The following is a 25,397-nucleotide window of genomic DNA, read 5'->3' as shown; positions in this document are numbered from 1 at the left end:
TTGCCGGAGATCGATCATGAACGCCCCTTTGCCAGGCCACGCGGCCAGCAGCCCGATCGCCCGCAGCGAAGCGTTGCTGGCCGTCGATCACGTCAGCCTTGAATACCGCACGCCGCAGCGGGTGGTGCGCGCTACCCATCAAGTCAGTTTCGCCGTCGACCCGGCTGACCGGTTCGTCCTGCTTGGCCCGTCCGGTTGCGGGAAATCGACCTTGCTCAAGGCTGTCGCCGGATTCATCCAGCCTTGCGAAGGCGAGATCCGCCTGCAAGGCCAGCGCGTCGATGCGCCGGGGCCGGATCGCATTGTGGTGTTTCAGGAATTCGATCAGCTGCCGCCGTGGAAAACCGTCAAGCAGAACGTGATGTTCCCGTTGCTCGCCTCGCGCACCTTGAACAAGAAAGAAGCCGAAGAGCGTGCGTTGCATTATCTGGAAAAGGTCGGCCTCGCAGCATTCGCCGACGCCTATCCACACACCTTGTCCGGCGGCATGAAAGCACGGGTGGCGATCGCCCGGGCCTTGGCCATGCAGCCGAAAATTCTTTTGATGGACGAACCCTTCGCTGCACTCGATGCGTTGACCCGCCGCAAGATGCAGGAGGAGTTGCTGCTGCTCTGGGAAGAGGTTCGTTTCACCCTGCTGTTCGTCACTCATTCGATCGAAGAAGCCTTGGTGATCGGCAATCGCATCCTCTTGCTGTCGCCGCATCCGGGGCGGGTGCGCGCCGAAGTGCACAGCCATCAATACGATCTGCACAGCCTCGGCGGCGTGGCGTTTCAGGAATCGGCGCGGCGCATTCATCGTCTGCTGTTCGATGAGGGCCAGGCGCCGGAGACCGAACGTGATCACCACTTCAACGACATTCGCATCGCCTATTGAACGGCCAGGAGGTCTACCCGATGAGCCATTCATCATCCGTGCGTGAAGAATTCGAAACCGTGCTCGAGCCGCTGACCGCAGTGCCGGTCGAGCGCGAATTGCCGCTTGCGACGCGCCTTTGGCAACAGGGCTGGCTGCGCAAAAGCCTGATCCTGATCGTGCTGGCGATCATCTGGGAAGTGGTCGCGCGGATTCAGAACAACGACCTGATGCTGCCGAGTTTTTTGCAAACCGCGCAGGCCCTGTTCGACGGTCTGCTCAGTGGCGAGTTGCTGGCCAAGGTGTGGATATCCCTGGTGGTGCTGATCAAGGGTTACCTGATCGGCATTGTCCTCGCGTTCGCTCTGACGACATTGGCGGTTTCGACCCAGTTGGGACGTGATCTGCTCAGTACGATGACTTCGATGTTCAACCCGTTGCCGGCGATCGCCCTGTTGCCGCTGGCGCTGCTCTGGTTCGGATTGGGGCAGAACAGTCTGATTTTCGTGCTGGTGCATTCGGTGCTGTGGGCGCTGGCGCTGAACACCTATGCCGGATTTCTCGGCGTCTCCGAAACGCTGCGTATGGCCGGGCGCAATTATGGTCTCAAGGGGTTGCGCCTTGTGTTGTTCATACTGATCCCGGCGGCACTGCCGTCGATTCTCGCCGGTTTGAAGATTGGCTGGGCGTTTGCCTGGCGCACCTTGATCGCAGCCGAATTGGTGTTTGGCGCAACCAGTGGCAAGGGCGGGCTGGGCTGGTACATCTTCCAGAATCGCAATGAGCTGTACACCGACAAGGTGTTTGCCGGGTTGGCGGTGGTGATCCTGATTGGTCTGCTGGTGGAGAATCTGGTGTTTGCCACCCTTGAGCGGGTGACGGTGAAGCGCTGGGGTATGCAGCGCTGACCTGAAAAGATCGCAGCCTTCGGCAGCTCCTACATGGGAAAACCATCCTCTGTAGGAGCTGCCGCAGGCTGCGATCTTTTGATCTGCTAGCATTGCGTATGGATCAATCCAGATCAGCCAAGAGTGCTCAGCATGCAACTCCCGGACATGAACCTTCTGGTCGCCCTCGATGCCTTGCTCGACGAGGGCAGTGTGGTCGGCGCGGCGCGGCGGATGAACCTCAGCCCGGCGGCCATGAGCCGCACGCTGACGCGGATTCGCGAAGCCATCGGCGATCCGATCCTGGTGCGCGCCGGGCGTGGTCTGGTGCCGACCCCCAAAGCCCTCGAACTGCGCGAACAGGTGCGCGACGTGGTCGAGCAGGCGGCGCTGCTGTTTCGCTCCGCCGATAGCGTCGAACTGGGCACCTTGCGTCGACGTTTCAGCATCCGCGCCAATGATTTCTTTGTCGGTGTCTACGGCGGCAAGCTGTTCGACACCCTCGACCAGCTCGCCCCGCATTGCGAATTGCGCTTCGTCCCGGAAGGCGATGGCGACGATGAGGCGCTGCGCGAAGGACGCATCGATCTGAGCGTCAGCAACACCCGTCCGCTTACGCCGGAGGTTAAGGTACAGAACCTGTTCTCCACGCATTTCGTCGGCCTGGTGCGCGAGAACCATCCTTTGCTCGACGGCGAAATCACCGCCGAGCGCTACGCCGGTTTTTCCCACATCAGCATGTCGCGCCGTGGCATCGCTCGCGGCCCGATCGACACGGCGTTGAATGCGTTGGGGCTGGAGCGTCGAGTGGCGGTGATCGCGCCGAGTTTCCATGCAGCGATGTTTGCCTTGCCCGACTCCGACCTGATCCTGCCGGTGCCCAAAGAAGCACTGCTCAGCGTGCGGCGGCTGGGCCTGAAACTGCGTTCATTCGATCTGCCGATTCCGCTGCCCATGCTGATGCTGACCCAGGCCTGGCACCCGCGCTTCGACAAGGACCCGGCCCACCGCTGGCTGCGTGAAACCCTCAAGACCTGCTGCGATGAAACGTGGCTGGCGGCTCAGCCATAAAAAGCAAAGCAAAGATCGCAGCCTTCGGCAGCTCCTACACTGGAATGCATTCCCCCTGTAGGAGCTGCCGAAGGCTGCGATCTTTTGCTTTTGATATTTGTGTCTGATGCACTTATAACCTGCCAATAAGTCAATTTTCGTCAGCATCAAGCCCCACTAAAATGCTTCGGTATTTCACCCCCGGAGTTTTCATTCATGACATCCCTGACGGTCTCGGCGCCTCTCGCCGCGACCAGCCCGGCGGCTGCGCCACCGGTGTTCGGGGCGCGGATCATCATTGGTCTGGTAGGCGTGCTGTTGGCCGTGCTGGTCTCGGGCCTCAACGAGATGGTCACCAAAGTCGCACTCGCCGATATTCGCGGCGCGCTGCACATCGGCTATGACGAAGGCACCTGGCTGGTTGCCAGCTACACGGCCACGTCGGTCGCGGCCATGGCCTTCGCGCCTTGGTGCTCGGTGACCTTCTCGCTGCGCCGCTTCACCCTCTGCGCGATCGGCCTGTTTACCTTGCTCGGCGTGCTGTGCCCGTTCGCCCCGAACTATGAAAGTCTGCTGCTGATGCGCATCCTCCAAGGCCTCGCCGGCGGTGCATTGCCGCCGATGCTGATGACCGTCGCACTGCGCTTTCTCCCAGCGAACATCAAACTGTACGGATTGGCCGGCTACGCACTGACCGCGACTTTCGGCCCGGGACTCGGCACGCCGCTGGCCGGTCTGTGGACTGAATACGTCGGCTGGCAATGGACCTTCTGGCAGATCATCGTGCCGTGCCTGATCGCGATGGCCGCAGTGGCTTACGGATTGCCCCAGGATCCGCTGCGCTTGGAGCGTCTCAAGACGTTCAACTGGAAAGGCCTGCTGCTGGGCTTTCCGGCGATCTGCATGCTGGTGATCGGTCTGTTGCAGGGCAATCGACTGGACTGGTTCGAGTCGAATCTGATCTGTGGATTACTCGGTGCCGGTTCGCTGCTGCTGGTGGCTTTTATGATCAATGAATGGTCGCAGCCGATTCCGTTTTTCAAGCTGCAGATGCTCGGCATCCGCAACCTGTTGTTTGCGTTGATCACCCTCGCCGGGGTGCTGATCGTGCTGCTGGCGGTGGTGCTGATTCCGTCGAGTTATCTGGCCCAGGTGCAGGGTTATCGTCCGGCGCAAACCGCGCCGATCATGCTCATTGCCGCGCTGCCGCAGTTGATCGCGCTGCCGCTGGTGGCAGCGCTGTGCAATTTGCGCTGGGTCGATTGCCGCTGGGTGCTCGGCATTGGTCTGAGCATGCTCGCGCTGTCCTGCCTGGGCGGTTCGCACCTGACTTCGGCGTGGATTCGCGATGATTTCCACGTCCTGCAATGGCTGCAGATTTTCGGCCAGCCGATGGCGGTGTTGCCGCTGCTGATGTTGTCGACCGGCAGTATCACGCCGATGGAAGGGCCGTTCGCGTCGGCGTGGTTCAACACCGTCAAAGGCCTGGCTGCCGTGGTCGCCACCGGCGTCATCGAAGCGCTGACCACCGCACGCCTGCATTTTCATTCGACCATGTTGGTCGACAGCCTCGGCAATTCGCCGCTGGCCGATCACAGCGATCCGGGCCTCGCTCACCGCGTGCACGAGCAGGCGGTGGTGCTGACTTCGTCCGATTTGTACCTGTGCATGGCCGGCGTCGCTGTGGCGTTGATCCTGCTGATTTTCTGGCTGCCGACGCGGATTTATCCGCCGCGCGCGCCGACCTGATCGCTGTACTGAAACTGAAGGTTTTTTATGACTCAATCCAAGCAAAAACTCGCGGTGGCCGTGGCTGCCGCGCTGGCGGTGGGCGTGCTGGTGTACCTGGCAATGCCTGGGCTGTTCGGCCAACGCACCGAGCAAACCACCAACGATGCCTTCGTCTCCGCCGACTACACGCTGGTGGTGCCGCGCGTGGCCGGGTTCATCAAGCAGGTGCTGGTCGAAGACAATCAGCAGGTCAAGGCCGGGCAGTTGCTGGCGCTGATCGATGACCGTGATTTGCGCGCAGCGGCGGAGGCGGCGGATGCGCAAACCCTGGTCGCGCGGGCGCAGTTGCAGAACGCCAACGCGACCCTGGAGCGGCAGGCGTCGCTGATTGCTCAGGCGCAGGCCACCGTGGTCTCGGCCAAAGCGGAAATGGCTTTTGCGCAGCAGGAACTGAACCGCTACAACCATCTCGCCGGTGTCGGCGCCGGCACCGTGCAGAACGCGCAGCAGGCGCGCACGCGCATTGATCAGGCCTCGGCGCGCCTCGACACCGCGACCGCGAAGCTGGCGGCCGAACGCAAGCAGGTCGAGATTCTCACCGCCCAGCGCAACGCCGCCGACGGCAATCTGAAACACGCGCAGGCTGCGCTGGAGATTGCCAGTTTCAACTTGTCCTACACGCGTATCACCGCGCCGCAGGACGGCATGATCGGCGAGCGTGCGGTGCGCGTCGGCGCCTACGTCACGCCGGGCAGCAAGCTGTTGGCGGTGGTGCCGTTGCAGCAGGCCTATGTGGTGGCCAATTTTCAGGAAACCCAGTTGACCGATGTGCAGCCCGGGCAGGATGTGCAAGTCCGAGTGGATAGTCTCGGTGGCGAAGCCCTGACCGGCCGCGTCGAGAGTATTGCGCCGGCAACTGGCGTGACCTTTGCGGCGGTGAAACCGGATAACGCCACCGGTAATTTCACCAAGGTTGTGCAGCGGATTCCGGTGAAGATCGTGCTGGAACCGGGCCAGCCACTGGCTGAGCGGTTGCGGGTGGGGATGTCGGTCGAGGCGAGCATTGATACCGCCAGCTCAAAGGCGTCCGGGCGCGAGGTGACGCAGCGATGATCGGTGTTGAATCGGCTGCCGCCTTCGCGAGCAGGCTCGCTCCCACATTTTTTAATGCGTTCCCCCTGTGGGAGCGAGCCTGCTCGCGAAAAAGCCAGTGGCAGCAGCTAACCTTCAGTGCCTTGCTCACAATGAGTCTCACCGCCTGCACCGTCGGCCCAGACTTCCAGAAACCCGAAGCCCCTCAGCCTGCCGACTGGGCCAAACCCGCCCGGTCCGCCCCAAGCCAGGCCGTTAGCGAACCCCTGAACGAACGCTGGTGGGAAACCTTCCACGACCCGCAACTTTCCGCGCTCACCCAACGCGCGCTGACCAGCAACCTCGACCTGCAACTGGCCAGCAGCCGCCTGCAACAAAGCCGCGCCGCGCGCCAGGTGATCACCGCCGAGCGTTATCCGCACAGCACCGCCAGCGGCAGCTACGGGCGCAAACGCAACAGTGGCAAAGGCTTGAACGATCCATCGGGAAATAACGGCGACGAGGCCTTCAACCTGTGGGATGCCGGCTTCTCGGCGTCATGGGAACTGGACTTCTGGGGCCGCGTGCGCCGTGAAACCGAAGCCGCTGATGCCAATCTCGAAGTGGCAGAAAATGATCGTCGCGGCGTGCTGCTGACCGTGCTCGCCGACACCGCGCAAAACTACATTCAGTTGCGCGGGGTGCAGAACACCCGCGCCGTCACCGAGCAGAACCTCGACGTCGCTCGCCACAGCCTGAAACTCTCGCAGTTGCGGCTGGCGGATGGCGTGGCCACCGACCTGGACGTCGCCGAAGCCGCCGCGCAAGTCGCCGCCATCGAGGCACGGCTGCCGGCGCTCGAGCAGCGTCAGGCGCAACTGATCAACGCGATCAGTCTGCTGATGGGCGAACCGCCGCAGGCCCTCGCTCAAGCATTATCCACAGACGCGGCAGTGCCGCAGTCGCCACTGCAAGTCGCCATCGGCCTGCCATCGCAATTGGCCGAACGCCGCCCGGATATCCGCCAGGCCGAAGCGCGTCTGCACGCCGCCACCGCCAACATCGGTGTGGCCAAGGGCGATTTCTATCCGCGCATCACCCTGTCCGGCAACTTCGGTTCACAGGCCATGCAACTGAGCGATTTCGGTTCATGGGGCTCGCGCGCCTTTGCCATTGGCCCGCAATTCAGCTTGCCGTTGTTCGACGGCGGTCGCTTGCGCGGCATGCTGCAACTGCGCGAAGCCCAGCAACAAGAAGCGGCCATCGCCTATCAGCAGACTGTGCTGCGCGCCTGGCATGAAATCGATGATCAACTGACCGCCTACAACGCCAGCCAGCGCCGTCGCGACAGCCTCGCCGAAGCCGTGCGCCAGAACCGGATCGCCCTGCGTACTGCGCAACAGCAATACGTCGAAGGCGTGGTCGATTTCGTCAACGTCCTCACCGTGCAGAGCGCCTTGCTCGCCACGCAGGAGCAATGGGTAGAAAGCTCGACCGGCGTTTCCCTGGCGATGATCGGTTTGTACAAGGCGCTCGGCGGCGGATGGCAGTCGGTCTATCCGGCAGCGCAACTGGCCGCAGGCTCACTTGACGTCGCCAGACCCTGAACCCGCCGCGACAGCTATGATCAACTCCACTGCAGCGAACGGCGCAACGCCGGACCTGAATTGCAGAGGAGTTGCATCATGGAAAATCCGCAGCACAGCCTACCGGCCCTGTTCAAACAACTCGGCCTCGATGACGATCCGACCGGCATCGACAAATTCATCGCCAGCCATTCGCCGCTCAAGCCGGATTTGCATCTGGCTGACGCGTTTTTCTGGACGGCAGGTCAGGCGCAGTTTCTGCGCGAGGAGATTCTGGATGATGCGGATTGGGCGGAAGTGGTGGATCAGTTGAATGTGATGTTGCGTAAGGGGCGGGTGGGGTGATCATCGCGAAGTTGTATCCTCGTTGAACGCCACAGTTGTCCACATGGCATAAATAGACCAAAATCACGTCCTAATTTGAGGTTCTTATTATGCAAAGCGTTCTCGCCGATATGGCTGTCAGTGTCTCTGAACTGAAGAAAAATCCTACTGCCGTGTTGAACGGTGCACATGGGGGGGCCGTCGCTGTCCTCAACCACAATCGCGTCATGGGCTATATGGTGCCGGCCGAAGTTTATGAAGCAATGATGGAGCGGCTTGATGATCTTGAGCTGGCTGACATTGTTCGTTCGCGCCTCCACGAAACGCCCATTTCGGTAAGCCTGGATGACTTATAAGCTTGAGTTTCTGCCGTCTGCGCACAAAGAGTGGAACAAGCTGGGTCATACGTTGCGGGAGCAGTTCAAAAAGAAGCTGGGTGAGAGGCTGAAGCTTCCGAGAATCCCGGCTGACGCCCTCCACAGCATGCCCGACTGCTACAAAATCAAACTCAAAGCCTCGGGATATCGATTGGTTTACCAAGTCATCGACGAACGAATCGTGGTTTCCGTGCTAGCGGTTGGCAAGCGCGAACGCAGCAGCGTTTACGATGCTGCCAGGAACCGTTGAACGAGCCCCCGCTTTATTCAAGTGGCCGATGTTTGTCGATGAGATTCTTGAGTGACCGGACTGGGCCACCAAAGTGTGGGATCAGTTGATGTATCGTCTGGCATGAGGCGCAGCATGTAAAAAAAATTGCGCGAAAAGGCTCAGATGTAAAAAAAACCTCCTTACTGTAAAAAAAATTTCGTTTTGTCCGTCGCATTAGATTTTTCCTTCGAAAAATTACAAATCCAACTCGTGGTACGCCTCGGCCAAGCGTGGGGAGATTTGTTTCAAAACTTGACTGAAATTCCCCTCCAATGCGATATTGATAGTTAGCAAACTAACAGTGTCCGTTATCCCGTGTCCGATTCCCTCGACAGTCTCCAGATGAACATCAGCAGCGCCATGGTGGTGGCCGCCCGGCATTGGCGGAAGATCTGCCAGACCACGCTGGTCAACTATGGAATTTCCGAAGCCTGCGCCGTGCCCTTGTTGATGATCGGGCGTTTGGGCGAGGGCGTGCGTCAGGTGCAAGTCGCCCAGGCTGCGGGGATGGAGAGTCCTTCGCTGGTGCGCTTGCTCGATCAGCTGTGCCACGCCGGTTACGTCTGTCGCACCGAAGATGCCCAGGATCGCCGCGCCAAGTGCCTGAGCCTGACCGATACCGGCCGCGAGCTGGTGCAAGCGGTCGAAGCCGAGCTGGTGCGCTTGCGTCATGAGGTGCTGGAAGGCATCGAGCGCAGCGATCTGGAAGCTACGCTTCGGGTACTGAGGGCTTTTGAGGCGGCGAGTTCGCCTGTGGTGGTCAATTCTTGAACGGTTTTTTCACTGGCATGCCGCCGGCCCGTGACTGGTTTTACGGGGTCCGTACTTTTGCAGCGTCGATGATTGCGCTGTACATCGCCTTGCTCATGCAAATGCCGCGTCCGTATTGGGCGATGGCCACGGTGTACATCGTCTCCAGCCCGTTTCTCGGCCCGACCAGCTCCAAAGCGCTGTACCGCGCGGCCGGTACATTTCTCGGCGCAGCGGCGGCGGTGCTGTTCGTGCCGATGTTCGTGCAGAGCCCCTATGTGCTGGTGGTGGTGATCGCGTTGTGGACCGGCATTCTGCTGTTCATGTCCCTGCATCTGCGCACGGCCAACAGCTATGCACTGATGCTGGCCGGCTACACCTTGCCGCTGATTGCCCTGCCGGTGGTCGATAATCCGCTGGCGGTGTGGGACGTGGCCGAGGCGCGTACCGAAGAGATTTTCCTTGGCATCGCCGTCGCTGCGGTGGTTGGCGCGATGTTCTGGCCGCGACGGCTGGCGCCGGTGTTCAACGATGCGGTGAGCAAGTGGTTCGCCGATGCGACGAGCTACAGCCTGAAGTTTCTCAGCCGCGATGTGCAGCCGGAAGAAGTCACCGCGCTGCGCATGGCCATGGTCGCCAATTTCAACAGCCTCGAGTTGATGATCGGCCAGTTGCCCCACGAAGGCGCGCGGCCACAAACCGTGCGCAACACCAAGGAATTGCGCGGGCGCATGATCCATCTGTTGCCGGTGATCGATGCCCTTGAGGATTCGCTGTACGCCCTCGAACGCCGCACCCCGGAACTGGTGGAGAAATTCCAGCCGTTGCTGACCGCGACCCGGGAATGGCTGGGCTACGCGGACGCCAGTCTCGAGCGCTGGCAAGCACTGAGAGATCAACTTGACGCGTTGCAACCGAGCGCCGAAGCGCTGGAGGAGCGCAAACAGTTGCTGTTCTCCAACGCGATTTACCGCCTCGGTGAATTCATCGATCTGTGGCAGGACTGCCGCAGCCTGCAGGATGCGATTCTGTGCGAGCGCCAGGACAGCTGGCGCGCGGTGTACCGGCATTGGCGCCTGGGCCGGTTGACGCCGTTCATCGATCGCGGACTGATGCTCTACTCGGTGACCTCGACCATTCTGGCGATCATCGTTGCTTCGGTGCTGTGGATCCTGCTCGGCTGGCCGGACGGCGGCAGCGCGGTGATCCTGGCAGCGGTGGCGTGCAGCTTCTTTGCCTCGATGGACGACCCGGCGCCGCAGATTTACCGGTTCTTTTTCTGGACCGGGATGTCAGTGCTGTTCGCCAGCCTTTATCTGTTTCTGATTCTGCCCAACCTGCACGACTTCCCGATGCTGGTGCTGGCGTTTGCCGTGCCGTTCATTTGCGTCGGCACGCTGACCGTGCAGCCGCGATTCTACCTCGGCATGCTGCTGACGCTGGTCAATACCTCGTCGTTCATCAGTATTCAGGGCGCCTACGACGCGGACTTTTTCGCCTTTGCCAACTCCAACCTCGCCGGGCCGCTGGGGCTGTTGTTCGCTTTCATCTGGACGCTGGTGGCGCGACCGTTCGGCGCCGAGCTGGCGGCCAAGCGTCTGACCCGGTTCAGCTGGAAAGACATCGTCAGCATGACCGAGCCGGCCAGTCTGGCCGAGCATCGGCATTTGGGCGTGCAGCTGCTCGATCGGCTGATGCAGCACCTGCCGCGTCTGGCCCTGACCGGTCAGGACACCGGTATTGCCATGCGTGAAGTGCGTGTCGGTCTGAACATGCTCGATCTGCTTGCCTACACCCCGCGCGTCACCGGCGTGCCAAACGCCCTGCTGCGACAAGTGGTGGGCGAGGTCGGCGAGTATTTTCGCGCCTGCCTCAAAGCCGACGAACGCCTGCCGGCACCGAGCGGTCTGCTGATGACACTCGATCGTACCCGCCGAGCGCTGAACGGCCAAGGCGACGATGAAACCCGTCGACACCTGTTGCACGCCTTGAGCGGTCTGCGTCTGGCCTTGCTGCCCGGCGTCGAGTTCGTCTCCAGCGCCGAGCCCGAAGAACCGCTGCCCGATGGAGCGCCCCTATGATCGGTGATCTGGATATCAGCGGCATCTTCCTGCCGACCCTGCTGGTGCTGATGGGCATCACTTACGTGCTGTTTTTGTTGGTGCATGGCGTGCTGCAACGCCTGCACTTTTACCGTCTGGTCTGGCACCGGGCATTGTTCAACGTGGCGCTCTACGCCGTGCTGCTGTACGGCGTGGACTCACTCAGTCGATACCTGATGACATGAAAAAACCGTTTCTGACCATCGGTCGCGTGGTCCTGACCCTGCTGATCGTGACTTTTGCCGTTGTCCTCGTCTGGCGCATGGTGATGTATTACATGTTCGCGCCGTGGACCCGCGACGGCCACATTCGCGCCGACATCATCCAGATCGCCCCTGACGTTTCCGGGCTGATCCAGCAGGTCGAGGTAAAGGACAACCAGTTGATCAAACGTGGCCAGGTGCTGTTCAGCATCGACCAGGATCGCTTCAAACTAGCCCTGCGCCAGGCCAAGGCCGCCGTTGCCGATCGCCAGGAAACCCTCGCCCAGGCCCAGCGTGAAGCCAAGCGTAACCGTGGCCTCGGCAATCTGGTGCCGGCCGAACAGCTGGAAGAAAGCCAGTCGCGCGTCGCCCGTGCACAATCGGCATTGGCCGAAGCCTTGGTGGCGGTCGATAGTGCGCAGCTCAACCTCGATCGCTCGGTGATCCGCAGCCCGGTCGACGGTTACGTCAACGACCGCGCGCCGCGTCCGCAGGAATTCGTCACCGCCGGGCGCCCGGTGTTGTCGGTGGTCGACAGCAACTCCTTCCACATCGACGGCTATTTTGAAGAAACCAAACTCGACGGCATCCACGTCGGGCAATCGGTGGATATCCGCGTGATCGGCGACCGCGCGCGGTTGCGCGGACATGTCGAAAGTATCGTCGCCGGCATCGAAGACCGCGACCGCACCAGCGGCAGCAACCTGCTGCCCAACGTCAACCCGGCGTTCAGTTGGGTACGCCTGGCGCAGCGGATTCCGGTGCGCATCGCTTTTGATGAGGTGCCGGCCGACTTCCGCATGATCGCCGGGCGTACCGCCACTGTGTCGATCATCGACGATCAGCATGAGGAGTCGCAGCCATGAGCAGGGCCTGGTTGATCGCCGGGTTGGGCGTGATGCTCTCGGCCTGTCAGATGGTCGGCCCGGATTATCAGGTGCCCGCCGACGCGGCGGTGCAGCGCAAGGATATTCAGGGTGAGCTGGCAGTCGCCGGCAAACCGGTAATCTCGGCGCCGGTGCCGGCGGACTGGTGGCGGCTGTATAAAGACCCGCGCCTCGATCAACTGGTGCAGCAGGCCATGGCTTCCAATACCGACCTGCGCGTGGCGGCGGCGAACCTGTCGCGGGCACGTGCTCAGGTGGATGAAGCCGAGGCCGCTGGTGGCTGGAGCGGCGGGGTGAAAATGGGCGCGCAACGTTTGCAGGAATCCGGTCAGGCGTTCCTGCTGCCGGAGAAAGTCCCGGTGGCCAACATTGCCGATATCGGCATCAGCGCTTCGTACCAGTTCGACCTGTGGGGCACCTTGCAGCGCGGCATCGAAGCGGCCAAAGCCAATGCCGATGCGACTCAGGCCGCAGCCGACACGGCGCGCATCACTTTGGTGGCGGACGTGGTTCGTGCTTACACCCAGGTCTGCGCAGCCAACGAAGAGCGGGAAATCGCCGAGCACTCTCTCGACCTGCAATCGCAGAGCACCACGCTGATCCAGCGCCTGCGCGATGCCGGGCGGGGCGACGAGACTCAGGTCACCCGTTCGCAGACCCAATTCAAATCCCTGCGCGCCGACTTGCCGCGCTATGAAGCAGCGCGTCAGGCCGGGCTGTTCCGTCTGTCGATGCTGCTGGCCAAACCGGTCGAACAGTTGCCGGCAGGTACCGCCAGTTGCGCTGAGTTGCCGAAGATCGCGCAACTGGTGCCGGTCGGTGACGGCGCTGCGCTGCTCAAGCGCCGCCCGGATATTCGTCAGGCCGAGCGGCGTCTCGCAGCGGCAACCGCCGGCATCGGCATCGCCACCGGTGAGCTGTACCCGGACATCAGCATCGGCGCGACCATCGGCACGGTCGGCATCATCGATGACCTCGGTGATCCATCGACCAACCGCTGGGGCTTCGGTCCGTCGTTGAGCTGGAAAGTGCCGACCAACGGCGCCCGTGCGCGCATTCGTGAAGCCGAGGCCAACACTCAAGGCGCGCTGGCGCATTTCGACGGCGTGGTGCTCAACGCCATCCGCGAAACGCAGACCGGTCTGGCCCAGTACAGCGCGCTGCTGCAACGCCGCGATGCGCTGGCCGAAGCCGAGCAGTCGGCCAAGCTCGCCGCCGAGCAGACGCACCGCTTCTTCCAGGCCGGCCGCGAGTCGTTCCTTGCCGACCTGCAAGCAACCCGCACCTACACCGATGTCACCGCGCAACTGGCCGCCGCCAACACCCAGGTCGCGATGAGCCAGATCGATTTGTTCCTCGCCCTGGGCGGTGGCTGGGAAAGCGGACGAACGAACACCTCGAGCGCCAGCAAACCCTGAGGCCGTTGCTATGCTTTGAAGTGTTGGAGGGGCGCCCCATGCCAAGCGCTCCTGCAATGCACATTGCTCGTGCTGGCCCAGGGGAAACCAATAATGAAAAACCCTTACGCTCTCGGCTTCTGGTGCGCTCTGGTCGCACTGGTGCTGCTCTCGGCCACGTATTTCTACGGGATCATGCTGGCCCACCAGATCGACACGGCGATGATCTTTCTCGACAGCGCCGTTGCGCTGATCGCGGTGATGGCGATCGTCGTCGTCGCGTGGACCTCGATTCAGCTGCAACGGGTCAAGAAGCGCCAGCTCGAACGGGGCCGGATGCTCGTGCTGATCTGGGACACCAAAGTCGCCCTGCGCCGGGTCGAAACGGTGTTCGACCGCTACTTCTGGGGCAGTTACTGGCAGCCCGGGCGAACCTTCGCCGAAGTCATGGGCGAGCTCACCGGCACGCCGCTGGAAAAAAGCCTCGAAGCCCTGAAGAAGCAATGCCTGGAACTCGACAAGCAGATCGCCGATGACGGCTGGCACTGGCTGAACAACGCCCGCGAGCTGTCCGACGTCGCCACGGCCATGGCTCGTGAGCGTTATCAACTGGATTTCTGCGATGTGCGAGCGGATACCACCGGCGGAGCGGTGATCGATCGCGACTTTGAAGTGCTGGTGTATACCTGGACCGCGCGGCTGAAGAGCTTTGATCATCAGCTGGATGAAATCGAGGTTCAATATTCCTGAAATCAAAAGATCGCAGCCTTCGGCAGCTCCTACAGGACAATCGGATTGCAAATGTAGGAGCTGCCGAAGGCTGCGATCTTTTTGCTCTCCCAAGTGTCCATAGACACTCTTTAACCTTTAAACATTGGGCCGTCGTCCGCGCCCGGTGCTAATCTCCACCGCTTAATTGCGCACAGTCGAGCCGCGACCCGATCCCGGGTTCAAGGAAGACGACTTCACCCACAGCCACGGAAACCGATCAGGTCATTCATGAATAAATCAGCAGGCGTGCTTCTCGGAATTGTTGTTGCCATTGGCGCGATCAGCGCAGGCGGGGCCTGGTACACCGGGACCAAGATCGAAGGCGTGCTGAACAACGCCGTGACCAACGCCAACAAAGAGTTGCAGACCGCCATGGCCGGCTCCAACGGCACCGCGTCGCTGGAACTGGTGTCGCTGGAACGCCACACCTTCACCAGCACCGCGCACTATCGCCTCAAGGGCGAGGGCGAGATGTTCGGCGATGCGCCGGTCGAGCTGCTGTTCGTCGACCACATCGAACACGGCCCGCTGCCGTTTTCGCGTCTGGTTTCGCTGAAGTGGCTGCCGGTCATGGCCACCAGCAACTATGAGCTGGAAAAGAGCCCGTCCACGGAAAAATGGTTCGCCGCCACCAACGGCGCCGCGCCGCTCAAGGGCGTGACCAACATCGGCTACGACGAATCGACCACCAGCACTCTGAATCTGGTGCCGTTCGAAACTGCGCTGGATGAGCAGTCGAGCCTGAAGTTTTCCGGTCTGAGCATGGACATCGCCGCCAGCGCCCAGGCGCAGAAGGTCAAGGCCGACGGCTACATGGACAATCTGAAACTGGTCACCGTGTCGGAAGACCAGGCGCCGGTGCAGGTCGAGCTCAACGGTCTGACCCTGGCCAGCAACCTCGCCAAGAGCAGCTACGGGTACTACACCGGGGAAAACACCCTGGAAGTGACCAGCAGCAAAACCACCTTCGGCGCCAAGCCGATGGTGCTGGGCGTAAAGAACTTCGAAATGAAGAACCGCACCGAAGAAAGCGGCAGCAACGCCTCGGGGCGTGCCGACTACAAAATCGGCGAAGTGACGCTCAACGACAAGAAAGTCGGTTCGGCGGCCATGGCCATGAGCCTGAAGAACCTCGACATTCCGTCGACCATGTCGCTGATGCAGATCTACCAGACCAAATTGCAGCCGTACGAAAAAGCTGCCGCCGAGGCCGCCGCACAGGGGTTGCCGGCACCGGAGCTGAATCTGACCGAAGCGGAAAACGCCCAGGTCAAAGCCGATCTGCAGAAGTTGCTGGCGGCCGGTCCGCAACTGGCGCTGGAGAATCTGTCCTTCAACACCGCCAACGGTGAAAGCCGCGCCAATCTGGTGATCGACCTGACCAAGCCGCAATCGATGGACCTGCCGCCGGATCAACTCGGCAAGCAACTGATCGCGCTGCTCGACCTGAACATTCAGGTATCCAAGCCGATGCTCGTCGATCTGCTCAGCGTGCAGGCGCAACTCGATGGCCAGACTGACGCCAAAGCCATCGTCGATCAGTCCAAGGAAGCGGCGGACATGTTCGCCGGCATGGCGGTCGGCTCGCAACTGGCTGTCGCCGACGGCACCAACGTGGTGACCAAACTGCATTACGCGGCCAATCAGGTCGAATTCAACGGCCAGAAAATGACCGTCGATCAGTTCATCGGCTTCCTCATGAGCAAGTTTGCCGGCGTCACCCAAGAGCAATAAGCCCACCGCGCGCCCTCCAGACGCCCGGCCCCTGTGTAAACAGGCGCCGGGCGTTTTGCTGTACGGGTTTTGTACAGATGGGCCGATTCTGAACAATTATTGCGTTGTGAAAACTCGACTACGCTTGCGTGCAGACTGCCTCACCAAGCTTGGCCGAAGGCTGTCATTGTCGGCCACCGTTACGAATGGGCAAGGAGGGCATTGCGACCCGGCTGGCCATGTAAGGATGCTGACAAATGCCGCGTATTGATGGCCCTGTATTACATCGTGGTTTGCGCCCTTTGTTCCGATTCGCCCTGTGCAGCCAGTTGCTCTGGCCAGTGCTGGCGTTGGCCGACACACCCTACGACGAGATGGTGCGCGATGCCCGCGCCGGGCATTACACGCCTGCGCTGACGGTTTTGCGTCAGGTGCCGCCGGGCCAGGCCAGCGACGGCCAGGTCAGCGATCACCTGCAAATCGCCAGTTGGGCCGGGCTCGATGCCGAAGTGGTCAAGGTCTATGAAACACAAGGTCGCGACCGCGTCCTGCCGGTGCAGGCACTGACCGCCGCCGCGCGTGCCTATCGCAACCTCAAGCGCTGGGATCAGGCTACCCAGGTCTACAACAAGGCGCTGGCGCTGGAGCCGGACAACGCTGACCTGCAACTGGGCCTCGCGCTGACTCAGGCCGATGCCGGCAAGCCCGATCAGGCCGTCACCCGCGCCCAGGCGCTGGTCGCCGCCAAACCCGATGATCCTTCCCGCCGCCTCGCCTTGGGCTACGCCCTCGGTCGCGCCGACAAACCTTACGATGCGCTGTTCGAGTTCGATCAGGCCTTCATCCGTGCCGGCAACAAACCGGAGGTGGCCCGCGAGTACGTGGTCGCTCTGCAAAAGGCCCGCCTGCCTGAACCGGCGCTGCGTCTGGCCAGTCAACGTCCCGGTTTGATTGATCCGGTGACCTTGCGCCGGCTCGAAGGTGATCTCGCCGCCGAACGCGTGCGCCTTGCCGAACTGGCCACCCGCAGCGAAAAGGAACGCTATGTCATTGCCGACCGCGCGCTGGCCGATTACGACAAATTGCTCGCAACCTGGACGCCCGACGCCACTGCTCACGACGACGTGACGCGCTGGCGCATCGACCGCATGGGCGCGCTCAAGGCCCGCGCGCGCACTGCCGACGTCATCAGCGAATATCAACAGCTGCAAGCCGAGGGCGTGGAGATTCCGACTTACGCCCTGCGTTGGGTGGCGGCGTCTTATCTGGATCAACGCGAGCCTGAGATTGCCACTGATCTGTATCGCCAGGTGCTTTCAGCGCCGGACGCCGATGTCGGTGATCGTCTTGAGGACACCACTGCGCTGTACTACTCGCTGCTGGAAAGCGACCGCGCCGACGAGGCACGCAAGGTCGCCGAGGACGCAGCGAAAGCCCAGCGTCCGCGTGTCGAACTCAAGGGTTTGCCGGTCGGCAACCCCAACGACGAATGGATGGATGCCCAGCAACTCGCCGCCCAGGCCGGCACCTACGGTTCCGATCTTCCGCACGGCGAAGAGCGCTTGCAGACGCTGGTCGATCAGGCACCGGGCAACCTTGGCTTGCGTCTGGCCCAGGCCGATCTCTACCTCGCCCGCCAGATGCCGCGCCGCGCGGAAAGCCAGCTCAAGGAAACCGAGAGCATGGCCCCGCGCGATGCCGGCCTGGAAGTCGCTCAGGCGCGCACCGCGATGGAGTTGCAGGAGTGGCGGCAGAACGATGCACTGGTCGACGACGTGGTCGCGCGCTATCCGGACAACCGCCAGGTGCAGCGCCTCGCCCGCGAACGCGAAGTGCATGACATGGCCGAACTACGCGTCGAAGCCTACGGCGGCAAGGCCAACGGTGGCGGCAGCGGCGATGCCGGTGCGGTCAGCGGCAGCCGTGATTTCGGTATCCAGAGCACCCTTTACAGCCCACCGATCAACGAGGACTGGCGCGTGTTTGCCGGCGCCGGTTATGCCACCGGTGATTTCGCCGAAGGCACTGGCCACCATCGTTTCCAGCGTGTCGGCCTGGAACGGCGCACCCGTGACATGACCCTCGAAGCCGAGGTGTCGAATCACGATTACGGCTTCGGTGACAAACAAGGCGCACGCCTGGCGATAGCCCGCGACATCAACGATCACTGGCAGTACGGCGGCAGCCTCGAATACCTCTCGGCGGAAACGCCGCTGCGCGCGCTCAACAGCGACATCAAGGCCAACGGCGGCAGTGCGTTCCTGCGCTGGCGCGCCAACGAAAGCCGCGAGTGGCGAGTGTCGGTCAGCCCGTCGCACTTCAGCGATGGCAACAACCGCGTCGAAGCCTTGGTGACCGGGCGCGAGGGCATCTACACCGCGCCGAACATTCAGGTCGACGCCGGCCTGGAAGTCGGCACCAGCCACAACTCGAAATCCGACGACGTGCCGTACTTCAACCCCAAGTCGGACTTCAGCGTGATGCCGCTGGTCAACGTCAATCACGTGCTCTACCACCGCTACGAGACTTCCTGGAGCCAGCAATTCCAGGCCGGCGCGGGCACCTACAGCCAGCGCGACCACGGCACCGGCGGCATGGCATTGCTCGGTTACGGCCAAAGGTACGCCTGGAACGACGTGTTCGATGTGGGCGGCATGTTCAGTGTGATCAACCGGCCTTACGACGGTGATCGGGAAACTGATCTGCGTCTGCTCGTCGACCTCACTTTCCGCTTCTAGAAGAGTTTGAAGATGCCTTTTATCTCGCGTTTCATCCTTCTGCTGGGAGCGCTGCTGATCAGCGCCTGCGCCCAGCAAGCCCCGGCCTTCGCGCCGCCCTCCGAGCGCCCGGTCGCGGCCAGTGAACAACCGTGGCCAAAAAACCATGTGCTCGGCATCGCCTATCACGATGTCGAAGACCGTGATCCCGATCAGGCCGTAGTGGCGGTGCGCACCGAGCGCATGATCGAGCAGCTCGCCTGGCTGCGCGAGAACGGCTACAAACCAGTGACCGTCGACCAGATCATGGCCGCGCGCAAGGGTGGCCCGGAGTTGCCGGCGAGAGCGGTGCTGCTCAGTTTCGACGACGGTTATGCCAGCTTCTATACCCGCGTGCTGCCGGTGCTGCGCGCCTACAACTGGCACGCCTTGCTGGCGCCGGTGGGCACCTGGATCGACACGCCGCTCAATCAACCGGTGGATTTTGCCGGCACGCCGCGTAACCGTGACAACTTCCTGACCTGGCAGCAGATCCGCGAAATTTCCAAGTCCGGTCTGGTAGAGATCGCCGCTCACACCGATGCCAACCACAAAGGCATCCTTGGCAACCCGCAGGGCAACCTGCAGCCTGCCGCCGCGACCCGGCGTTATGACCCGGTGACCAAGCGCTATGAATCCGAAGCCGATTTCCAGGCACGCATTCGTACCGACGTGAAGAACATTTCCGAGAAGATCCGCAAGGCCACCGGTTACAAACCACGGGTCTGGGTCTGGCCGTACGGCACCGCCGACGGTACCTCGCTGACCGTGGTCGGCGAGGAGGGCTATGAAATGGCCCTGACCCTGGACGACGGCCTCGACACCCTCGATAACCTGATGAGCGGGCCGCGCTTTCTCGTCGCGTCCGATCCTGACGGCGAGCATTTCGCCAACAGCATCGTCTCGGTGCAGGCCGAAGCGCCGATGCGCGTGGTGCATGTCGATCTCGACAACGTCTACGACCCGGACCCGGCCCAGCAGGACATCAACCTCGGCAAACTGGTGCAGCGCATGGCTGACCTCGGCGCCAGCACGGTGTTCCTGCAAGCCTTCGCCGATCCCAAGGGCGATGGTCTGGTGCATTCGCTGTACTTCCCCAACCGTCACCTGCCGATGCGCGCCGACCTGTTCGACCGCGTCGCCTGGCAGTTGCGCACCCGTGCCCATGTGAAAGTCTTTGCATGGATGCCGGTGCTGAGTTTCGAGCTGGATTCGAAGCTGCCGCGTGTAACCCGCTGGGACCCGGAAACGGCCATCACCTCGGTCGACCCGAAGCAGTACAAACGCCTGTCACCGTTCAACCCCGAAGTGCGCAAGATCATCGGTGAAATCTATGAAGACGTGGCGCGGCTGACCTCGGTCGACGGCATTCTCTACCACGACGATGCGGTGCTCTCGGATTTCGAAGACGCCAGCCCGGATGCCTTGAAGGCGTACGCCGCTCAAGGTCTGCCGGGTTCGATTGCCGCGCTGCGCGACGATCCGGCAGCGATGCAACGCTGGACTCGCTTCAAGAGCCGCTACCTGATCGACTTCACCAACGAACTGACCGCGAAGGTCCGTGCGATTCGCGGCCCGCAAGTGCTGACCGCACGCAACATCTTCGCCGAGCCGATGCTCAATCCTGAAAGCGAAGCGTGGTTCGCGCAGAACCTCGATGACTTCCTCGCCACCTACGACTGGACGGCGCCGATGGCCATGCCATTGATGGAAAAACAGACGCTGGCCGAGTCCGGCCCGTGGCTGGAAGAACTGGTCGCCACGGTAAAGAAACGCCCCGGCGCGCTCAACCGCACCGTGTTCGAATTGCAGGCGCGTGACTGGAACCAGAAGGATCAGGCCGATATCGATGCTGTGCATCTGGCGGACTGGATGGGCCGGCTCAAGCGCCAGGGCGCGACCAGTTTCGGTTACTACCCGGACAACTTCCTCGACAACCTGCCAGACCTGAAAACCGTAAGGCCTGCACTCTCCAACAAATGGAATCCATAACATGCTGGATAGACTGTTAGCCCTGCTTGTTCTGGCGATTGTCCTTGGCGTTCCGCTGGGGCTGATCTTCCTCGTGACCGGCCAGTTCCTGATGTCGTTCGTGTTCTTCTACCCGCTGTTCATGTCCGGGTTGTGGATCGCCGGCGGCCTGTATTTCTGGCTGCACTGGGAGCGCCACTGGCCATGGCAGGACGACACGCTGCCGCCGCCGCTGGAAGGCGAGCCGCTGATTTCGATCCTGATCCCTTGCTACAACGAAGGCGACAACGCTGCCGATACCATTTACGCGGCGCTGGCCCAGCACTACCCGAACATCGAAGTGATCGCGATCAACGACGGCTCCAAGGACAACACCGCCGAAGTGCTCGATGCGCTGGCCAAGGAAGATCCGCGACTGCGGGTTCTGCATCTGGCGGAAAACCAGGGCAAGGCGGTGGCCCTGCGCATGGGCGCGATCGCTGCGCGCAGCGAGTACCTGGTGTGCATCGATGGCGACGCCTTGCTGGCCCCGAACACCGCGGCTTATCTGGTCGCGCCGATGCTGGATAACGCCCGTCTCGGCGCGGTCACCGGCAACCCGCGGATCCGCACGCGTTCGACCTTGATCGGGCGGGTGCAGGTCGGCGAGTTTTCTTCGATCATCGGCCTGATCAAACGTACGCAACGGGTGTTCGGGCGCATCTTCACCGTCTCCGGCGTGATCGTCGCGTTCCGCCGCACCGCGCTGAACCGGGTCGGCTACTGGAGCCCGGACATGATCACCGAAGACATCGACATCAGCTGGAAGCTGCAACTGGATCACTGGAGCATCTTTTACGAGCCGCGCGCGCTGTGCTGGATCCTCATGCCGGAAACCCTCGGTGGCCTGTGGAAGCAGCGTCTGCGCTGGGCTCAGGGCGGCGCCGAAGTGCTGTTCAAGAACATTCGCGGCATCTGGCAGTACCGCCATCGCTACCTGTGGCCGCTGCTGTTCGAGTACTGCCTGTCCACCGGTTGGGCGTTCACTTTCCTGCTGTCGGTGATTTTCTGGGGCATGGGCAAGTTCATGGTCATGCCCGACGCGATCGCCGTCGATCACCTGATGCCGCCGGCCTTCACCGGTCTGTTGCTGGCGTTCGTCTGCCTGGTGCAGTTCGCTGTCAGCATCGTCATTGACCGGCGCTATGAGCCGGGTCTGGGCAAGACCATGTTCTGGGTGGTCTGGTATCCGCTGGTGTTCTGGCTCGTCAGTCTGCTGACCACCCTGGTCAGCTTCCCCAAGGTGTTGTTCAGCCAACACAAAAAACGCGCGCGCTGGGTCAGTCCTGATCGGGGTATCAAACCGCTGGGCGACGACCAGGAGGAAGTCATCAAATGAAAATTATCCGGACTCGCCAACGGCCCTTTCTGGTGGTGATCGACGTGATCCTCACCGTCATGGCCTGGGTCGGCCTGCTGTTCCTGCTGGTACGCGGGTTATGGCCATTGATCGAAACCAGCGGCGGCCCGCGCATCGATCATTCGGCATTCGATGCCTTGGGGACTCTGCAGGTTTATATGTGGGTGGCGCTGGTCAACGCGGTGATCCTGATCGGCTGGGCGCGTTACCAGCAACGCAAAAGCCGCAGCTTCGCCCAGCGCCGTTTGCCGTCACCGGTGATTGGCGATGAAGGTCTGAGCAAGAGTTTCAAGCTGTGCGATGAGCGTTTCCAGAAACTGCGCACGCCGGGGGTGATGACCATTCACAACGATCAGGACGGCGACATCAGTCATGTCGAAACGCATTTGTGGCCGCTTCAGCAGCAAGCACTACCGGCGCCGCTGGCACCTTTAGAGCATCCACGGGTGATCTTTCTGCATGCCGAAGAAGACGATAATCGTGAGCCGGTGAAACGCCTGACCTGACCTCCACACGGCCTGTGTAGGAGCTGCCGAAGGCTGCGATCTTTTGATTTTGCTTATGTAAAAACAAGATCAAGAGATCGCAGCCTCGTTGCACTCGTCAGCTCCTACAGGACCGGTGTCAGGCCTGGATCAGCGTCCAGGCCTCTTTCATCGGCAGAGGTTGCTTCATTCGCTCGGCCAGCAGCGCCATTGCGCGTTGCTTGTCGCAGGCCACCGCCGCAACGACGATGCCGTCTTTTGCGAACAGGCCAATGAACGGCGGCTGTTCCGGCTCACCGCTGAACTCGACCTCGTCCCATTCCTGCGCGTGACCGAGATAGTCGTAGTTCTTGCCGAAGTGGTACGTCCAGAAAAACGGCACATCCAGATAATGCTCCTCGCCACCGAGCATGTTGGCCGCAGCGATGCGCGCGTGTTGCTGGGCCAGGCGCCAATGCTCGATACGGGTTGGCTGGCCATTCAACGGGAACGTGGCGATATCGCCGATGGCCCACAGGTCATCGCTGACGCGCATGCCGTCATCGACACGCAACGATTGGTCTTCTTCCTTGGGCAATGATTCGAAAGGCTCAGTGGCCGGGTGAACGCCGACGCCGGCGAGAACCAGATCCGCCGCCAGGCGCAGACCGTTGTCGAGCAGCACGCCCTCGACCTTGTTCTCGCCAAGGATCTGCGTAGCCTCGTGTTCGCTGATGAACTTCACCCCGTGCTCTTCGTGCAACCCGCGAATCGCTTTGCCCACCGCTTCGCCGAACTGCTTGGCGAACGGGATTGCATGGCGTGCCAGCACGGTGACGTCCAGGCCGAACTCGCGCAGGGCTGACGCGCATTCGAGAGCAATAAAACTGTCGCCGATGATGACCGCGCGCTGGCCCGGTTGAGCGGCGTTGATGATCTGTTCAGCTTGGGCTTTCGAACGCAGGACGAAGACGTTGGCCAACTCGGCACCAGGCAGCTTCAACGGATTGGGCGCGCCACCGGTGGCGAGTACAGCGGCGTCGTAGCGCAGGATGCCGCCGTTGTTCAGATGGAGTGCTTTGCCTGGGGCGTCGAGTGAAGTCACTTCGCCTTGCACACGTTCAATGCGTTGCGCTTGATAGAACGCCTCATCGCGCAGCGGCGGCACTTCTTTCGGTGACATCTCCCCGGCGAGAACAAATTTGCTCAACACCGTGCGGTCGTAGCCGGCATCCGGTTCGCCATCGACCAGCACGATGCGTCCGCCGAAACCCTTCTCCCGTAGCGCCGCCGCGCAAGCCGTGCCCGCCGCCCCGGCGCCGACCACCACGAACGTTCTTGGGTCGTCAACGGGCGGGGTGTGCGGATCGGGCAGGGGCTGGTCATCGACCCAGACTTCATCGCCGCGCAACTCCAGCGGATAGCGCTTGAGACTGTCCAGCGATGGCGGCTCGCACAGGCCGCCGTCCTCGGCACGGTACGCGGCTTTGTGCCAGGGGCAGATCAACCTGCCGTGACACAGCGCCCCCTCGGCCAACGGCGCCCCGGCGTGTGGACACAGGCCCTGAAACGCCCGCAACTCGCCGTTGGCACGCAGCAGGACAATCTTGCAGTCGCCGATTTCGACTTGCAGGCCACGGTCTTGCGGGACATCGGCGAAACGGGCGACACGGTGCAGGGACATGTTCGGCTTCCTCGCAGGCATTTTTCTTGTGAGTTGGCGGCGCCGCGCGAGGTTCAGCCATTTGCTACTGCCAAGGCACGAACGGTACAGCTATAGTCTGCGGGCCGACGACGGCCTCACTGCACAAGGTGCTCCCGGAATGACCCGATTGACCTCTCTCAACCCATGGCTGGCGGCCATCGCCGTGACCCTTTGCGTGCAGTTCCCGGCGCAGGCCCAGGAGCGCTTCACCCTGAGCATCCCCGGCGTGTCGGATAACCGTCTGTTCACCTCGGCAGCGGCAAGTGACGCACCCGGCTGCGGCGGCAAGAACCAGTCGCCAGCGCTGAGCTGGAATGCCGGCCCGGCCGGTACCCAGAGCTACGCCATCGTCATGCACGACCCGGACGGCCAGAAAGGCTTGGGCGTCGATCACTGGATTCACTACGGCATCAAACCCACCACCCACCAGATCGCGGCCGGCGTCGGCGCCAAATCCGCCCTCGAAGGCGTCGGCGGCACCAACAGCAAAGGCAACACCCATTACATGGGTCCATGCCCGCCAGTGGGCGACAGCGCCCACCACTACATCATTCAGATCTACGCCCTCGACCTCGCCCCGGACGCCCTGCCGGCTGGCCTGACCCGCGCCGAGCTGATGGAGAAAATCAAAGGCCATGTGCTGCGCAACAGCAGCGCGGTGCGGCGTTATCACCGCTGAGGCTCGGCCGCTCACGGGCGGCTGACTGCTCTGATTCCCCAGCCATTTGGCATTGCCCCGCGAAAACGCGCACTATCGAGCCATTGCCAATGCGCTGGAGGACACCGTGGCAGCAAAAATCGACCGCATCGCCCAGCTACTCAACTGCCCGGAAAAGGGCGAACAAATGCGGCGGGCAGTAACCGAGACACGTAAGGAATTTCTGCTGAATCAGCCGGAAGAAGACCTCGTTGAAGAAGACGAGGTATTTGACGAGGCTGAGGAGGAGGGGGATGACGACGATGAATATGATGAGTTTGACTGGACGACGGAGTGACGGCGTTCCAGCGACCTCGTCATTGCTCACAAAAAAGCCCCGGACCATCACAGTCCGGGGCTTTCTCGTATGATTCATGGTGCACCAGGCGGGATTCGAACCCACGACCCCTGCCTTCGGAGGGCAGTACT

Annotated in this window: 23 protein-coding genes; 22 read left to right on the top strand and 1 reads right to left on the bottom strand. The window is 61.9% G+C overall.

The genetic code is table 11. The annotated features are described in order from the left end of the window. Window positions 1-16: 16 nt before the first annotated feature. From D8U60_RS01450 to pgaD, 20 genes are all read left to right on the top strand, one after another. Window positions 17-877: an ABC transporter ATP-binding protein gene (locus D8U60_RS01450; RefSeq protein WP_130887558.1), complete on the top strand. Its 861-nt coding sequence runs from the start codon at window positions 17-19 to the stop codon at window positions 875-877. 20 nt (window positions 878-897) lie between these two features. Then, entirely contained in the window at window positions 898-1,764 is an 867-nt protein-coding gene (locus tag D8U60_RS01445; RefSeq protein ID WP_130887559.1) for an ABC transporter permease, read from the top strand. A gap of 132 nt (window positions 1,765-1,896) precedes the next feature. Continuing rightward, window positions 1,897-2,814 carry a LysR family transcriptional regulator gene (locus D8U60_RS01440; RefSeq protein WP_016772273.1) on the top strand — a complete coding sequence of 306 codons (918 nt, stop codon included), beginning with the start codon at window positions 1,897-1,899 and terminating at the stop codon, window positions 2,812-2,814. A gap of 195 nt (window positions 2,815-3,009) precedes the next feature. Then, window positions 3,010-4,542: an MFS transporter gene (locus D8U60_RS01435; RefSeq protein WP_130899325.1), complete on the top strand. Its 1,533-nt coding sequence runs from the start codon at window positions 3,010-3,012 to the stop codon at window positions 4,540-4,542. Window positions 4,543-4,569: 27 nt separating this feature from the next. Then, window positions 4,570-5,637 carry an HlyD family secretion protein gene (locus tag D8U60_RS01430; protein ID WP_110602297.1) on the top strand — a complete coding sequence of 356 codons (1,068 nt, stop codon included), beginning with the start codon at window positions 4,570-4,572 and terminating at the stop codon, window positions 5,635-5,637. After that, window positions 5,634-7,202: an efflux transporter outer membrane subunit gene (locus tag D8U60_RS01425; protein ID WP_177435431.1), complete on the top strand. Its 1,569-nt coding sequence runs from the start codon at window positions 5,634-5,636 to the stop codon at window positions 7,200-7,202. The genes D8U60_RS01430 and D8U60_RS01425 overlap by 4 nt, the downstream gene beginning before the upstream one ends. Before the next feature lie 78 nt (window positions 7,203-7,280). Further along, window positions 7,281-7,526 carry a DUF2789 domain-containing protein gene (locus D8U60_RS01420; RefSeq protein ID WP_122747883.1) on the top strand — a complete coding sequence of 82 codons (246 nt, stop codon included), beginning with the start codon at window positions 7,281-7,283 and terminating at the stop codon, window positions 7,524-7,526. Window positions 7,527-7,615: 89 nt separating this feature from the next. Further along, window positions 7,616-7,861 carry a type II toxin-antitoxin system Phd/YefM family antitoxin gene (locus D8U60_RS01415; protein ID WP_041477418.1) on the top strand — a complete coding sequence of 82 codons (246 nt, stop codon included), beginning with the start codon at window positions 7,616-7,618 and terminating at the stop codon, window positions 7,859-7,861. Further along, on the top strand, window positions 7,851-8,132 hold the full coding sequence (locus D8U60_RS01410; protein ID WP_130899323.1) for a type II toxin-antitoxin system RelE/ParE family toxin: 282 nt from the start codon (window positions 7,851-7,853) through the stop codon (window positions 8,130-8,132). Before D8U60_RS01415 ends, D8U60_RS01410 begins: the two co-directional genes overlap by 11 nt. 363 nt (window positions 8,133-8,495) lie before the next feature. Beyond that, window positions 8,496-8,924, top strand: coding sequence for a MarR family transcriptional regulator (locus D8U60_RS01405; protein WP_016772266.1), 429 nt, complete (start codon window positions 8,496-8,498; stop codon window positions 8,922-8,924). Then, window positions 8,921-10,984: an FUSC family protein gene (locus tag D8U60_RS01400; RefSeq protein ID WP_122508368.1), complete on the top strand. Its 2,064-nt coding sequence runs from the start codon at window positions 8,921-8,923 to the stop codon at window positions 10,982-10,984. Before D8U60_RS01405 ends, D8U60_RS01400 begins: the two co-directional genes overlap by 4 nt. Beyond that, on the top strand, window positions 10,981-11,190 hold the full coding sequence (locus D8U60_RS01395) for a DUF1656 domain-containing protein (RefSeq protein WP_016772264.1): 210 nt from the start codon (window positions 10,981-10,983) through the stop codon (window positions 11,188-11,190). Before D8U60_RS01400 ends, D8U60_RS01395 begins: the two co-directional genes overlap by 4 nt. Further along, window positions 11,187-12,074, top strand: a complete 888-nt coding sequence (locus D8U60_RS01390; RefSeq protein WP_122698862.1) for an HlyD family secretion protein — start codon at window positions 11,187-11,189, stop codon at window positions 12,072-12,074. Before D8U60_RS01395 ends, D8U60_RS01390 begins: the two co-directional genes overlap by 4 nt. Beyond that, window positions 12,071-13,513 carry a TolC family protein gene (locus D8U60_RS01385; protein ID WP_130899322.1) on the top strand — a complete coding sequence of 481 codons (1,443 nt, stop codon included), beginning with the start codon at window positions 12,071-12,073 and terminating at the stop codon, window positions 13,511-13,513. Before D8U60_RS01390 ends, D8U60_RS01385 begins: the two co-directional genes overlap by 4 nt. A 93-nt stretch (window positions 13,514-13,606) precedes the next feature. Then, entirely contained in the window at window positions 13,607-14,242 is a 636-nt protein-coding gene (locus D8U60_RS01380) for an NADH:ubiquinone oxidoreductase subunit N (protein ID WP_071174014.1), read from the top strand. Window positions 14,243-14,491: 249 nt separating this feature from the next. After that, the gene (locus D8U60_RS01375) at window positions 14,492-15,997 is read left to right on the top strand and encodes a YdgA family protein (RefSeq protein ID WP_130899321.1); all 1,506 of its coding nucleotides are present in this window, start codon (window positions 14,492-14,494) and stop codon (window positions 15,995-15,997) included. A 236-nt stretch (window positions 15,998-16,233) separates the two neighbouring features. Beyond that, the gene (gene pgaA, locus D8U60_RS01370; RefSeq protein ID WP_130899320.1) at window positions 16,234-18,714 is read left to right on the top strand and encodes a poly-beta-1,6 N-acetyl-D-glucosamine export porin PgaA; all 2,481 of its coding nucleotides are present in this window, start codon (window positions 16,234-16,236) and stop codon (window positions 18,712-18,714) included. 12 nt (window positions 18,715-18,726) lie between these two features. After that, window positions 18,727-20,724 (top strand): poly-beta-1,6-N-acetyl-D-glucosamine N-deacetylase PgaB, encoded by a 1,998-nt coding sequence (pgaB, locus tag D8U60_RS01365; RefSeq protein WP_130899319.1) that lies wholly within the window; start codon window positions 18,727-18,729, stop codon window positions 20,722-20,724. A 1-nt stretch (window position 20,725) separates the two neighbouring features. Then, window positions 20,726-22,081: a poly-beta-1,6-N-acetyl-D-glucosamine synthase gene (gene pgaC / locus D8U60_RS01360; protein ID WP_016772256.1), complete on the top strand. Its 1,356-nt coding sequence runs from the start codon at window positions 20,726-20,728 to the stop codon at window positions 22,079-22,081. Beyond that, entirely contained in the window at window positions 22,078-22,608 is a 531-nt protein-coding gene (gene pgaD, locus D8U60_RS01355) for a poly-beta-1,6-N-acetyl-D-glucosamine biosynthesis protein PgaD (RefSeq protein WP_130899318.1), read from the top strand. The genes pgaC and pgaD overlap by 4 nt, the downstream gene beginning before the upstream one ends. 118 nt (window positions 22,609-22,726) lie before the next feature. Here the strand turns inward: pgaD and D8U60_RS01350 are convergent, their stop codons facing one another. Then, complete coding sequence (locus D8U60_RS01350) at window positions 22,727-24,250, bottom strand: FAD-dependent oxidoreductase (RefSeq protein ID WP_130899317.1); 1,524 nt, start codon at window positions 24,248-24,250, stop codon at window positions 22,727-22,729. A 139-nt stretch (window positions 24,251-24,389) separates the two neighbouring features. Between D8U60_RS01350 and D8U60_RS01345 the strand changes: the two genes are divergently transcribed. Both D8U60_RS01345 and D8U60_RS01340 read left to right on the top strand, forming a co-directional pair. Then, window positions 24,390-24,950 carry a YbhB/YbcL family Raf kinase inhibitor-like protein gene (locus D8U60_RS01345; protein ID WP_016772253.1) on the top strand — a complete coding sequence of 187 codons (561 nt, stop codon included), beginning with the start codon at window positions 24,390-24,392 and terminating at the stop codon, window positions 24,948-24,950. A 46-nt stretch (window positions 24,951-24,996) separates the two neighbouring features. Further along, window positions 24,997-25,266 carry a hypothetical protein gene (locus D8U60_RS01340; RefSeq protein ID WP_016772252.1) on the top strand — a complete coding sequence of 90 codons (270 nt, stop codon included), beginning with the start codon at window positions 24,997-24,999 and terminating at the stop codon, window positions 25,264-25,266. Window positions 25,267-25,397: the final 131 nt, after the last annotated feature.

This window comes from Pseudomonas sp. Sample_11, from assembly GCF_004307505.1.
Taxonomy (GTDB): domain Bacteria; phylum Pseudomonadota; class Gammaproteobacteria; order Pseudomonadales; family Pseudomonadaceae; genus Aquipseudomonas; species Aquipseudomonas atacamensis.
The sequence above is the reverse complement of the archived record's forward strand: the minus strand, read 5'-3'. Positions and strand labels throughout refer to the sequence as shown.